At 67.1% G+C, this 12,567-nt stretch carries 16 protein-coding genes; 10 read left to right on the top strand and 6 right to left on the bottom strand.

Annotation, left to right across the window (positions count from 1 at the left end; all coding sequences use genetic code 11):
- Window positions 1–10: 10 nt before the first annotated feature.
- Window positions 11–910 (top strand): neutral zinc metallopeptidase, encoded by a 900-nt coding sequence (locus OG394_RS24825; protein WP_328989459.1) that lies wholly within the window; start codon window positions 11–13, stop codon window positions 908–910.
- Between the two features lie 88 nt (window positions 911–998).
- Window positions 999–2,237: an FAD-binding oxidoreductase gene (locus tag OG394_RS24820; RefSeq protein ID WP_328989458.1), complete on the top strand. Its 1,239-nt coding sequence runs from the start codon at window positions 999–1,001 to the stop codon at window positions 2,235–2,237.
- 22 nt (window positions 2,238–2,259) lie between these two features.
- On the opposite strand, the gene OG394_RS24815 is transcribed toward OG394_RS24820, so the two are convergent.
- Window positions 2,260–3,177, bottom strand: coding sequence for an SH3 domain-containing protein (locus OG394_RS24815; RefSeq protein WP_328989457.1), 918 nt, complete (start codon window positions 3,175–3,177; stop codon window positions 2,260–2,262).
- Between the two features lie 253 nt (window positions 3,178–3,430).
- On the opposite strand from OG394_RS24815, the gene OG394_RS24810 reads away from it, so the two are divergent.
- Window positions 3,431–4,210, top strand: a complete 780-nt coding sequence (locus OG394_RS24810) for an enoyl-CoA hydratase/isomerase family protein (protein ID WP_328989456.1) — start codon at window positions 3,431–3,433, stop codon at window positions 4,208–4,210.
- Between the two features lie 79 nt (window positions 4,211–4,289).
- On the top strand, window positions 4,290–4,445 hold the full coding sequence (locus tag OG394_RS24805; protein WP_328989455.1) for a DUF6131 family protein: 156 nt from the start codon (window positions 4,290–4,292) through the stop codon (window positions 4,443–4,445).
- 73 nt (window positions 4,446–4,518) lie between these two features.
- Here the strand turns inward: OG394_RS24805 and OG394_RS24800 are convergent, their stop codons facing one another.
- The gene (locus OG394_RS24800) at window positions 4,519–5,532 is read right to left on the bottom strand and encodes a hypothetical protein (RefSeq protein ID WP_328989454.1); all 1,014 of its coding nucleotides are present in this window, start codon (window positions 5,530–5,532) and stop codon (window positions 4,519–4,521) included.
- An 87-nt stretch (window positions 5,533–5,619) separates the two neighbouring features.
- Complete coding sequence (locus OG394_RS24795; protein WP_328989453.1) at window positions 5,620–6,471, bottom strand: NAD(P)H-binding protein; 852 nt, start codon at window positions 6,469–6,471, stop codon at window positions 5,620–5,622.
- A 235-nt stretch (window positions 6,472–6,706) separates the two neighbouring features.
- Here OG394_RS24795 and OG394_RS24790 point away from each other — a divergent pair, with 235 nt between their 5' ends.
- Together OG394_RS24790 and OG394_RS24785 are read left to right on the top strand one after the other, a co-directional pair.
- On the top strand, window positions 6,707–7,060 hold the full coding sequence (locus OG394_RS24790) for a YciI family protein (protein ID WP_328996866.1): 354 nt from the start codon (window positions 6,707–6,709) through the stop codon (window positions 7,058–7,060).
- Window positions 7,057–8,295, top strand: a complete 1,239-nt coding sequence (locus OG394_RS24785) for an RNA polymerase sigma factor (RefSeq protein ID WP_328989452.1) — start codon at window positions 7,057–7,059, stop codon at window positions 8,293–8,295. Before OG394_RS24790 ends, OG394_RS24785 begins: the two co-directional genes overlap by 4 nt.
- Here OG394_RS24785 and OG394_RS24780 read toward each other — a convergent pair.
- On the bottom strand, window positions 8,282–8,650 hold the full coding sequence (locus tag OG394_RS24780) for a winged helix-turn-helix transcriptional regulator (RefSeq protein ID WP_328989451.1): 369 nt from the start codon (window positions 8,648–8,650) through the stop codon (window positions 8,282–8,284). The genes OG394_RS24785 and OG394_RS24780 overlap by 14 nt on opposite strands.
- Window positions 8,651–8,729: 79 nt before the next feature.
- On the opposite strand from OG394_RS24780, the gene OG394_RS24775 reads away from it, so the two are divergent.
- Genes OG394_RS24775 through OG394_RS24765 form a run of 3 tightly spaced genes read left to right on the top strand, consistent with a single transcriptional unit; the run spans window position 8,730 to window position 10,750 of the window.
- On the top strand, window positions 8,730–9,356 hold the full coding sequence (locus OG394_RS24775) for an NAD(P)-dependent oxidoreductase (protein ID WP_328989450.1): 627 nt from the start codon (window positions 8,730–8,732) through the stop codon (window positions 9,354–9,356).
- Between the two features lie 56 nt (window positions 9,357–9,412).
- Window positions 9,413–10,114, top strand: a complete 702-nt coding sequence (locus OG394_RS24770; protein WP_328989449.1) for a hypothetical protein — start codon at window positions 9,413–9,415, stop codon at window positions 10,112–10,114.
- 12 nt (window positions 10,115–10,126) lie between these two features.
- Entirely contained in the window at window positions 10,127–10,750 is a 624-nt protein-coding gene (locus OG394_RS24765; RefSeq protein ID WP_328989448.1) for a histidine phosphatase family protein, read from the top strand.
- 9 nt (window positions 10,751–10,759) lie between these two features.
- Here OG394_RS24765 and OG394_RS24760 read toward each other — a convergent pair whose 3' ends face one another.
- A complete protein-coding gene (locus OG394_RS24760) occupies window positions 10,760–11,101 on the bottom strand; it encodes a VOC family protein (protein WP_328989447.1) in 342 nt (113 codons plus the stop codon).
- 75 nt (window positions 11,102–11,176) lie between these two features.
- On the bottom strand, window positions 11,177–11,749 hold the full coding sequence (locus OG394_RS24755; protein WP_328989446.1) for a TIGR03086 family metal-binding protein: 573 nt from the start codon (window positions 11,747–11,749) through the stop codon (window positions 11,177–11,179).
- Window positions 11,750–11,810: 61 nt separating this feature from the next.
- Between OG394_RS24755 and OG394_RS24750 the strand changes: the two genes are divergently transcribed.
- Window positions 11,811–12,545, top strand: coding sequence for a helix-turn-helix domain-containing protein (locus OG394_RS24750; protein WP_328989445.1), 735 nt, complete (start codon window positions 11,811–11,813; stop codon window positions 12,543–12,545).
- Window positions 12,546–12,567 lie beyond the last annotated feature (22 nt).

Here is a 12,567-nt window from a genome sequence, read left to right as displayed (position 1 = left end):
CGCAGCCGGTATGGGCGAAGACGACCCGACAAGCGGTCCTACTACCGACCCGAGCCCGACCGGGCCGACTAGCGCCACCACGAGCGACCCGACGTCCGCGCCCACCAGCGTGCCGACAGTCGCCCCGCCGACCAAGGCGCCGACTAAGGCCCCCACAAAGGCTCCCACCACCAAGGCGACGCCACCGCAGCTCACGAACACCCAGATCGTCGTTCGGAACAGGGTGTACTTCACGGGTCTACTCCCGGCCTCCCGGTGCTCTGAGCCGCCGTTCCGGCCGACGTCCGTCGGAGCCGTCCGGGCCTACTACACCCGGTTCTTGCCCTGCCTGAACAAGGCGTGGCGTCCGGCCATGATCAAGGCGGGACACCGCTACCGGAGTCCTCGGCTTCTCGTGTTCGCCGGTACGTCCTTCGAGACGCCCTGCGGGCCTGCACGTGGTGACGGGTACTACTGCGGCTCGTCGGAGACCATCTACCTCAACGCGACCAAGGCGATCAGCAACTACCGCCAGTTCGACCCGGTATGGACGCGGGCTGACATGGCCTTCACCATCGCCCACGAATACGGGCACCACGTGCAGCAGATGACCGGCATCATGCGCGCCTCGTGGGATCGCCAGTACGAGCTGAGCGGCCAGTCGGCCAAGCTCGAGGAGAACCGGCGGCGCGAGCTGCAGGCCTCATGCTTCAGCGCGGTCTACCTCGGCGCCGACAAGACGTACTTCCCGGTCAGCGGCCGCTTCGCCTACTGGTGGCGCTGGGCGATGGCCAACCGTGGTGACCAGTGGAACCCGGTCCGTGACCACGGCGACAAGAAGTGGCACTCCTGGTGGTCGATGCGCGGTTTCAACTCGAAGAACCCGGGCCTCTGCAACACCTACACCGCCTCGAGCGCCACCGTCAGCTGAACCCGGCAAGAAAAAGTCCGGCCCGATGTCAAAATCGGGCCGGCTCGCTCGACGCCTCTGTGTAAGCACCGCATAGAGGGAGTTCGAGATGACCCAGATGTTCGCCGACGTGTCCGTGACGGAACTGCTCTGCGGCGGTTTCGACGCCACTGTGCACTTGCCGGGCGACGAGCAGTACGACGCGCAGCGCCGCCCGCTCTACCCGAACCTGGACCCGAGGCCCGCCGTGGTCGTCGAGGCCTTCCGCCGCGAGGACGTCCAGGTGGCGGTACGGATCGCGCGTCAGGCCGGTCTGCCGTTCGCCGTACAGGCCACTGGGCACGGGACGCGACTGGAGTCCAACGGCGGCGTACTGCTCAAGACGGGCGGTATGGCCTCTGTCCTGGTGGACCCGCAGCGCCGCGTAGCGAAGGTCGGACCGGGTGCACGCTGGGGTGAGGTCATCGACGCGGCTGAGCCGTTCGGACTGGCCGCACTGGCTGGTTCGTCTCGGGACGTAGGAGTGACGGGCTACACGCTTGGCGGTGGCGTCGGCTGGCTCTGCCGCAAGTACGGGTTTGCAGCCGACAGCGTGATCCGTGCCGAGGTAGTGACGGCAGACGGCAACGTAGTGACCTGTAGCCCGCACGAGCACGCGGACCTGTTCTGGGCCATCCGAGGCGGCAGCGGCAACTACGGCGTCGTGACGTCGCTGGAGTTCCGGCTATACCCAGTGGCGACCGTGTACGCCGGTGTCGCCTACTTCGGGATCGACCGGGCGCTGGAGACGCTGGAGTTCTACCGGACCTGGAGCCGGCAAATCCCGGACGAACTCAGCACGGCCATCACCCTGACCAACAGGCCCGATGGCAGTCGCGCGATGGCCATCAAGGTCATGTACGCCGGTGACGCCGTCGCGGCGGAGGCGATTCTCCGCCCGCTCTGGGAGATCGCTGGGCCGGTACGCGAAGGCGGTTACGGCCAGATGGCTTTCGGCCAGGCACAGATGGGTGGAACGGCCGCGAGGCACCTCGACCTCTTGGACGAACTACCCGAGTTCGACGTACTCCTGAAGCTGGACGCCACGGTAGAGATCCGCCACTGGGGTGGAGCCATGAACGATGGCGAGACGCCCGTAGGGCACCGAGACGCGCAGTACTCGCTGATCATCGACCAGGAAGTCCCGGAACTCCCCACCACTGGGAGGACGTTCCTGAACTTCCTGGCGGATCCGGCCCGCACGGCATCGTCGTACACCGTCGAGAACTACAAGCGCCTGCGGGAGATCAAGCGGGCCTACGACCCCGACAACTTCTTCCGGCTGAACCACAACATCCCGCCGGCCTGAGGTCTAGCAGGTCCAGCAGGGTCTAGCTGGTGCCGGAGTCGCCGTACGTGGTCACATGCACGTGGTCGTAGTGGTTCGCGGTGGCGCCGCCACGGTCTTCCATCGGCCGCCAGCCTTCGCTACTGCGCTCCACGGTCCAGATGCGCTGCTCCCAGATGACCTCGCTGACACCAAGCGCCTTGGCGTTGGACCTCACGTAGGCGGCGATCTCATCACCGGTCGAGCCGGAGATCATGATGTCCAGCGCACGGCCGACGCCATGCTCGCCGCCATCGCCGGAGCGCAGGCCGCCGTACGAGCTGACCGAGGGGAAGAGCGCGCAGACCGCGCGGTGAACGCGGATGGTGTCGGGGCGCAGACCGTCCTCGACGCTGCTACCGGACGGGCACGGCGCGGCCGAAATGCCACCACCCGTGTTCGTCTCCGGCGGCGGCATCTTCTCGGCCAGGTACTCCGCCTTCACCCAGAGGGCCTTGCCGTCCTTGATGATCTGGGCCCACTCGCCGTCCGTCTTGCCCGTCACCGACACCTTGGTACCGGCGTCGAGGACTGTGAGCAGGGAGGCGGTCTCGAGCGGCGCGAGCCGGACGTTCAGATTGACCGTGACGTACTTGGTGTCGACGGCCTTCGGCGGCGCCGGCTTCACCGTGGCGGCGGCACGACCCGGGGTGGGCGTCGGCTTCGCCTTCGGCGTGGGCTTGGGCGTGGGCTTGGCCGTCGGGGTGGGTTTGAGCGTCGGCCGGGCCGCGTTCCGGCTGGTATCGAAACCACGCTCGGGAACGACGATCGCGCTGTGTGGAGCGCTGGCCTCGGCGACGGGCAGGTCTTGCGGGGTGTCCGGCTGCGTCAGCGCGAAGGCGATACCGCCACTCAGCGCGAGGGCCAAACCGGTTGGAACAGCGATGCGGGCGATCCGGGTTGCCAGGGGTTTCGCAGACACCTGCTTATGTCGGGCGTGTCTGGGGCGTGCCTGGGGCACAACGAATCACCTACCTTCCGTCAGGGTCTCGTGAGGGGTCGAGACCAAACCGTTATCGAACTCGAAGAGTGAAGCACATCCCTGGCCGAGACCTCACCTCGGGCTCGCGGATTTAACAGATCGTGTACATGTGACCCACCAGGCGGCGCTGCCTGCCACGCTCTGATTCACTGCCGCAAGGCCCCGAACCAGGCGTAGAGAGCGGAGACCGGTGATGAGTGATGAACTGGTAGTGACCATTCGGGGTGCCGTGGCCTGGCTGACGATCAACCGGGTGGACAAGCGCAACGCACTCACCCGGGCGATGTGGGCCGACCTGCCCGGTCTGCTAGCCGGACTCGCCACGGACGAACGGGTCAAACTGCTAGTCGTCACCGGCGCGGGTCCAACGTTCTCGGCGGGTGCGGATATCGCGGAGCTGCTCTCCGGCGACGACCCGGACGACCCGATGGCGGACCTCCGGCGGCACAATCTCGCGGCCCAGGCGGCCTTGCGGGACTTCCCGAAACCGACTCTGGCGATGGTGCGCGGCCATTGCATCGGGGGCGGGCTGGAGATCGCGGTGAGCTGTGATTTCCGGTACGCCGAGACCGGCGCGACGTTCGGCGTCACGCCGGCTCGGGTCGGCGTGGTCTATCCGCCGGCCGCGATCAAGCCGTTGCTGGATCTGGTCGGACCGGCCACCACGAAGTACCTGCTGTTCAGCGGTGACCTGCTGACGGCGACACAGGCCGAATCGCGAGGACTGGTCGACAAGGTCGTACCGGCCGGCGATCTCGAAACCGAGGTGGACCAGTTCGCGGCCCGGCTCGCCGATCGGTCCCAGCTGACGATCCGGTCGGCCAAGGAGACGGTGGCGGCGCTACTCGCGGGCAAGGACGCGGACGCGGCTGCCGCTAGGCGCTACGAGGAAACAATCCGCAGCGGTGAGCTCGCGGAGGGTGTTGGCGCCTTCCAGGCCAAACGCGGTGCCCGGTTCCCCTGGCGAGGTTGAGCGCATGCCCGTGGGCACTGGGGATGGTAGAGCCCACGGTCGATTCCCGCCTTGGTGGGCCGGACTTGAGGGAGGACAAATGCTCATCCTTGGACTGATCCTGCTTTTGCTCGGGATCTTCCTCGACATCTCCATCTTGTGGACCATCGGCGTGATCTTGCTGGTGGTCGGGGCTGTGCTGTTCCTTCTCGGCACAACTGGTCGTGCAGTCGGCGGCCGCACACACTGGTACTGAGCAGAAGACCTCGGGGCAACCGCGGGCGGCGACCACTCTGGTCGCCGCCCGGCAGTTCGTCTAGCGGCCTCGGCTAGCTGACGGTCACCGTCAGCACCCGGTAGAGCGGGCTGTTGTCCAGCCCAGCTCGTACGAGCGACAGCCGGACCTTGTACGTCCCCTTGGCCGCGGGCTTCCAATAGCGAGCGAAAGTGCCGTCAGCGTTCGACGGCCCGGACGACAGAGTCCAGACCCACTGCGAGCCATTCCAATAGTCGAGTCGCGTGTCGACCTTGCCGGGATAGACCGCGCCAGAGACCTTCCAGAAGACGCCGACCTTCGCGGTGGGTGAAGCCGACAGCTTGGGCACTGCCAACAACCGATGGGCAGTTCGCTGGTACGGGGTTACTGCGGCGCTGAAGAACCCCACCTGGGCCGTGCGGGCATAGAACTTAGTGGTCTGCGTGAACGGGATCAGCGCCCTGAACCGTCCATAGGCATCACTGGTCAGATTCGCCAGCACCTGCTCGCCGTTCGCGTGCATGATCTGCACCTTGCGCCCAGGACTCGGCACCAATCCACCGACCGAGGTATAGCGCTTCAACGTGCCGTTCACGATGGTGTTGCCCGCGCCGGCGACCGTGGCGGGCTGAAGAACGTTGATGACGCTCAGCCGACGTACGACGAAGCGGTAGCTCAGCGTGCGCACGCTACTGCCGTGCTGCAGCTTGACGATCTCCCAGGTGCCGACGCCATCGGCCAACGGCACGGTCATGTAGCCGTAGAACGTCATCAGCGGCGGATGCCCGGTACCGCCCATGGTGTCCAGCGACACGGTGGTGCGGTGGGTGCCGTCGGTCTTCTGCACAGTCGCGATCGTTCCCTGGCACGCGGGATATTCGACCGGCAAGGGCAGTTCGATGCCGAGCTGAAGGTCGTCCGCCCCGATGGCCGGGGGATCGGACGGGAAGCCGCCGTGCCAGATGCCTTCGTGTGGGGTTCCGCTGACGCAGAGATCTTCAGCGACGGTTGCCGAGGCCGGGCCGGACAGCCCGGCGGTGAGAAAGAGAACGGTCAGACCAAGGCCGACCAGGGTCCGTCGACGCATCACGCACACTCCTTAGCAGGTGGTCCCACCTACACGATGCGTCGACGGCCCCGGAAGTTCTCAGCGATCTTTGACGCTCAGCCGTTTTCAGCGGAAGTCGGCGAGGTGATCCTGTGCCCAGTCCGCAAAGGTCCGCGCCGGCCGTCCGGTCACCGCTTCCGCCGTCGGCAGACTGTCGATCGCCGCATAATCCACTTCGTCCTCCGCGTCCGCCTCTGCTCCCGAGTAATCCGTGTAGCCGAGCAGGAAGTCCGCCATCTCCGCAGCGAAACCGCCCTGGGCCAGATAGCGCTCGCGCAACTCCTCCCGGCTCACCAGTTCGAGCCGGACCTCCTCGCCGAGGGCGGCACTGATCGCCCGCACCTGGTCGGCGTTACTGATCAACGGCCCGTTGACGTCGTACGCCGAACCGTGGTGCCCGTCGGCTCGTAGCGCGACCGTCGCGACGTCGGCGATATCCCGCTCATGCACGGGATACCAGGCGCTGTCCGGGAAGGCCTCGCGCACGATTCGCTCGGCCCGGATGGACGGTCCCCAAAGGTGCAGCTTGTTCGCCATGAACTCGCCGGGCCGGACGTGCGTCCACTCCACCCCGGACTCCTCGACCGCCTGCTCGGCCGGCAGGTGGTGAACCGAGTCCATCCCGAACGTGACCGCGCCCGACGACAACACCACGATCCGCCGTACTCCAGCCTTGACCGCCCGGCCGACAACCTCACGGGCGGTCGACGGCTCCGCGAACAGGAACAACCGATCAACCCCGTCGAACTCCAGCCCTTCCGGATCCCGCAGATCACCCTTGACCACCGTGACCCCGTGCGGAACCACCGCCTTACCCGGCGTACGCGTCATCGCCCGCACGTCTTCCCCCGCCGCGGCCAATTGCTCAACCACCAGCCGCCCGACATTCCCCGTCGCACCCGTCACCAAGACCGCCATAACCACTCCCTCTACTCCACGCTTGACCTAGATATCGTACGACATACGAGAATGACCTGACTTCTCTGCCCCGCACAAAAAGAGGACAGGTGAACGCAGGAGGCTGTCCCGGGTGTCGGTGTGGGGGGGCGACAAGTGGGGGTGGAGGTCGAAAAATCGGGGGTGGTCTCGACGTTTCTTTGAGAGGCGCCCGACCATGGGCCCGCCGACACGTCAGGATGGTGCCGTGAAGTACATGCTGCTGATCTACAGCAACCAGGAGAGCTGGGACTCCCTGTCCGCCGACCAGCGGGACGGGATGTCGCGGGCGCACGCGTCCCTTTCGGCCGAACTCGCCGAGTCGGGGCAGCTGGTGAGCGCGGCCGGGCTGGCCGATCCGATCACCACCACGACCGTGCAGGTGCGCGACGGCGTGCGCACCACCACCGACGGTCCGTTCGCCGAGGCCAAGGAACACCTGGCCGGGTATTACCTGGTCGAGTGCGACGACCTCGACCAGGCGATCGCGTATGCGGCCCGAATGCCCGATGCAGAGTACGTCGCCGTTGAGGTTCGACCAGTGATGGTCGACGCAGGCTTGGAGATGTGAGCGGGCCCGCGGAGATCGAGCACCTGCTGCGCGAATTGGCGCCGCAGGTGCTCGGCGCGCTCGTCCGGCACTACGGCCACTTCGATCTGTGCGAGGACGCCGTCCAGGAGGCACTGCTGGCGGCGGCGTTGCAATGGCCCGAGGAGGGTGTGCCGGAGAGCGCCCGCGGTTGGCTGATCCGGGTCGCGTCGCGCCGGCTGATGGACCAGTTGCGCAGCGAGACGGCCCGGCGCAAACGCGAGGAGTCGGCGGCTAATCTGGCCGGTCCGGACGAGTTGGTTGCCGCAGGCCCTGATGTCGACAAGCCGGATGAGAGCGACGACACGTTGACGTTGTTGTTCCTGTGCTGCCATCCGTCGTTGTCGCCCGCGTCGCAGATCGCCTTGACTTTAAGGGCTGTTGGCGGTTTGACCACTGCGCAGATCGCGCACGCATTTTTGGTGCCTGAGGCAACGATGGCGCAACGCATCAGCCGGGCGAAGCGCAGTATCAAGAACGCCGGCAGCAGTTTCGAGATGCCGCCCGAGGAGGAGCGGGACGAACGACTCGGTGCCGTTCTGCACGTCCTGTACCTGATCTTCAACGAGGGCTACACCGCGTCGTCCGGTGCGGAACTGCAGAGGGCCGAGCTGACCACCGAGGCGATCCGGCTGGTCCGCGCGGTGCAGCGGCTGCTTCCCGATGACGGCGAGGTGGCCGGGTTGCTGGCGTTGATGCTGCTCACGGATGCCCGCCGGGCGGCTCGTACCGGTGCCGACGGATCGCTGGTGCCATTGGCCGATCAGGACCGGTCGTTGTGGAACACCGAGGCCATCGTCGAGGGCGAGGCGATGGTCACCGACGCGTTGTCCCGGACCAGGCTCGGGCCGTACCAGATCCAGGCCGCGATCGCCGCGATCCACGCGACCGCCGCGAAGGCCGAGGACACGGACTGGCCGCAGATCGTCGTGTTGTACCGAGTGCTCGAGCGGGTGTCGGACAACCCGATGGTCCGGCTCAATCAGGCGGTCGCGGTGGCGATGGCGAGCGGGCCGAAGGAAGGCCTGACGTTGCTCGAATCGCTCGAGTCCGACGGCCGCGTCTCCGCGCACCACCGACTCAACGCCGTACGGGCTCATCTGCTGGAGATGGCCGGGGATACCGAGGCGGCGAAGGCGGATTACCTGCTGGCGGCTCGACGTACTACCAGTACGCCGGAGCAGCGCTATCTCCAGGAGCGCGCTAGCCGGCTTTGAGTCCGGCCTCGCGGGCGTCGATCAACTCGTCCCAGTGGTCCATGGCCCATTCGCACGCGACGTTGATCGGTCCGAGCAGACTGCGGCCGAGCGCGGTCAACTCGTACTCGACGCGACGCGGTGGGCCTGCGAACGCCGTACGGCGAACAAGGCCGTCCCGCTCGAGCGAACGAAGGGATTGCGTCAGCACCTTCGCGGTGATCCCGCGCAGCGGCACGCGCAATTCCGAGAAGCGGCGCGGGCCCGCCTCCAGGCAGCGGATGACCATACCGGCCCACTTGTCGCCGAAACGGAGCGGCGAAAGGTCCGACGGGCAGAGTGGGTCGAACATCTCCGGGTCCAACGGCTCGCTCATCCGGCCAGCGTAGTTGGTACCCAAACGGATACCGGCCCGCTGGTTAGCGTCCTTCCACACGAGACGAGAGGTGTGGAACATGAGCAGGATCGTCGTATTCGGTGCCGGTGGCAGAGCCGGCCGGGCCGCCGTCGCGGAAGCAGTTCGGCGCGGGCATGGGGTGACCGCCGTCGTTCGCTCTCCGGAGAAGTACGGCGCTGCCGCCGACGGCGTGCGGGTGGTTGCCGGGGACAACACGGATGCCGGGAGTATCGCCGAGGCTGCCGCGGGCCATGACGCCGCGATCTCCGCGGTGTACGACTTCGCGGCCGATCCGTCGGAGTTCTTCGTCAACGCGACGCGGGCGTTGGCCGATGGCCTGGGCAAGGCAGGCGTACGCCGACTGGTCTGGGTCGGACTCGCGTCTGTATTGCCAACGGCGTCGGGCGAGTTGCTGATGGATACACCGGGCTATCCGAACGAGTACCGCTCGTTCTACCTCGGCCACGCCGCCGGCGCCGACGTACTGCGTGCGACCGAGGGCCTCGACTGGGTCACCCTCAGCCCGGCGGGCGACTTCGACCACGAAGGTACGGCGACCGGGTCGTACCGGATCGCGGCGGGTGATGCCGGGGCCCGGATCACGTACGCCGATTTCGCGCTGGCGTTACTCGACGAGATCGAGGCGCCGACGCATCACCGGAGTCACGTGGGCGTCACTTCCTAAGGGCACATCGCCGTACCGGAGTCGCGGGGTTTGCCGCGGTATGCCAGCGTGGAGTCGTGGACCTGACCAAAGCGACGCTGTTGCGCGAGATGCTGACCGGGACCGAACTGGGCAGCCGAACCACACAGTTCGCGTATTCCTTGCGCAGGTTCACGACTCGACCGCGCGGTCTGATGCTGTTCGGCCCGCGCGGCGACGAACCGTGGCACCTCACCGCGCACCTCGACGACGAACTGCACCGCGCGGGCGTCGAGGACCTGCGCCCAGCCCTGGTCCGCTGGGAACCACCCGCGGACGCGCCACCGCATCTCGCGATCGGCCTCGACCGCCTGTCCGACGCGGGTCGCGGCGAATCCCTGCTGGTGGTGAGCGAGGAGGCCCCGCCGGAACGCCTGCTCGAACGCATCGAGGACGTCCGCCGTCGCGGCACCACCATCTTCAGCATCGACAACGGCGACAAGGATCTGGCCTCCCTGAGCCACGAGTCGCTCGTCCCCGAACTCCTCGTGCCGGACGGCTTCGGCGGCGGCTGGCTCCGCCACCAGGTCGCCCTCGAGTACGACCCGACCGTCCCAGAAGCGCCAGCCGTCGAGGGCGTACCGGACGAGACGATCCGCGCGGTCCGCGAAGCGGTGGCCGGTTTCGAGATGACCCAGCACTTCGTCAGCCTCGCGGTCGCCGACGAAGACGCCTCCAACCCCCGCTGGCGCCGCCGCCTCCGCACCCTCATCGAACGCCTCGGCGGCGACCCCGGCTAATAGCCTAGGAAAATGACGCACCCCATGGCCGACCGGTACCTCTACGTCGTCCGGCATGGGGAGGCGCTACCCGACGAGAGCGGACTCACCGAGAACGGCCGCCGGCAGGCAGTCCTCCTCGGTCAGCGACTCCGCACCGCCGGGATCTCGTTCATCCATCACGGCCCGTTGGCTCGCGCAGCGCAGACCGCCCAGCTGATCGGAGAGCAGTTGGGCGGCGCCGACTTGCGGGTCGCGGAGGCCGCCGGTGACTACCCACCTCACCTGCCGGACAGCGACGAGTTGCCGCCGGAATCAGCCGATTTCGTTGAATTCCTTGAGCTGTTCGGTCCTGAGGAACGCGAACTCGGCCCGGCGCTGGCACGTCAGGCGCTGGAACTATTCACGGGTCCGGTTGCGGGTCCGCAGGCTCGCCACGAGCTGGTCGTTACTCACAACTTCCTGGTTGCCTGGCTGGTCCGGGACGCGATGGCCGCGCCGAAGTGGCGCTGGCTCGGTCTCAACCACTGCAATGCCGCGTTGACGATCATCCGTTACGAACCTGGTCGGCCCGCCACGGTGCTGTTCTACAACGACATGCGGCATTTACCTGCCGAGCTGCGCTGGACCGGGTTCCCGCCCGAGCTGCGTGTCTGAGGTACGGCGTTAGACCGGGCCGCCGCCGAGGCCGATTTCGTTGCCGTAGGGGTCGCGGTAGGTGATCTTGCGGACGCCGTTGGAATAGGTCTCGCGGTTGACCGGCTCGATGCCGCGTTCGGTGATCGCGGCGACGCGTTCGTCGAGGTCGTCGACGAAGAGCGTGTGCTGGGCGTGGCCGGCGTGCTCGGGCAGGAGCTCGATGTAGAAGAACCGGTGGTCGGCGAGTTGCCAGACCGCCTCGATGTCGTTCGGCAGGAAGGCCGGAGGCGAGCCGAGGAAGCGTTCGTACCACTCGACACCGGCGTCGTAGTCGCTGACCGGAATCCCCGCGAACAGGTCGAGAGTCATATGCCGATCATACGAATCCTCGCGTCCAGGCGGTACGAATGCGCGTTTCGGCCCGGGACGGCAGCGCGGGTTGCGTCAGGCCGGGTTCCGCCCGGTCAGACCGAGGATTCGATCGAGCAACGGCGCATCGGGGGCAACCTTGACCTCCGGTCCGTAGCTGCCCAATTGCCGACCCCATTCCGCGTGCCCGGCGACCTCGCGATGGACGTACTCGAGCAGTTCCTCGTCCCACTCCGGCTGCTGGCCGGTCGCGCGAGCCAGATCCCAGCCGTGCACCACCAGTTCGGTGGCGACCATGCCGCCGATGAGGGATGCCGGGATCTCGTCCGGTCCGCCCATCCGCGTGGCGCCCTGCCACGCCTCGGGCAGGCTCCACGCCGACGCCGTACGCCGCAGCTGAGCCGTGAGGTCACCAGACCAGTCGGCCTTGGTGAGGTCGATCGCGTCCTCGGCCTCGGCTGGCGGCAGGACGGCTTCCTTGCGGGCAGCGCCTTCCAGCGATGGCCCCCAGAACAACAGGTGGTTGACGAGTTGTCGTACGTCGTAGCCGGAGCAAGGCGTCGGCGATGCGAGCTGGTCGGTACGGACGTGCTGGACCAGCTCGACGATGCGCTCGCCGGCCGGTCCGATCAGTAGCTCTGCGGTCATGGCCGTAACCCTAGGAAAGGCGTCGGCGCTGTGTATTGAACAATCGCGACATACTCGTCAGGTGAGCCGGGACGAGCGGGAGTTGGACTGGCGCCGGTTCCAGCGGCACGAGTTCGTGGCGCCGTCCGCAGACCTCGCGGCGTACGTCAGCAGGTACTGGATGGCCTCCTGGTCGTACGACCATCCCTACCGGCAGCTGATCCGACCGAGCCTCAGCGTTCACCTGAGCTTCCGCGACGGTCTGGCCGAGGTGCACGGGGTGACGAGCCGGTACGTCCACCGGGAGTTGGTGGGACAAGGGCACGTCCTGGGCGTCGAGTTCCGCCCCGGCTGCTTCCGCCCATTCCTCGACGCCGCCGTACGCTCGATCACCGATCGCGTGGTGCCCGCAGCCACGATCTTCCCCGGCATCCCTGCCGAGCCGAACGTCGAAGCCGTTGAAGCGCTGCTCCGCGACCGCCTGCCGGAGCCGGATCCCAACGTAGGCAGGGTTTGCGAGATGCTCGACGTGATCGCAAGCGACCCCGCGATCAAGCGGATCGACCTGCTGGCACAGCGATTCACGACCACACCCCGGCACCTGCAACGGCTCTTCGCCGAGTACGTCGGAATCGGCCCGAACTGGACCATCCGGCGCTACCGCCTAGAGGAGACCACCGACCGAATGGCGAGCGGCGCGACCATCGACTGGCCCGCCCTCGCCGCCGAACTCGGATACGCCGACCAATCCCACTTGGTCCGCGACTTCACCCGCCTGTACGGCGAATCCCCCACTCGCTACGCCGCCCGATACTGAACGGCTTGCTGCTCCGCCGATG

The organism is Kribbella sp. NBC_01245, assembly GCF_036226525.1.
GTDB lineage: Bacteria > Actinomycetota > Actinomycetes > Propionibacteriales > Kribbellaceae > Kribbella.
This window is presented reverse-complemented; position numbering and strand designations above follow the sequence as displayed.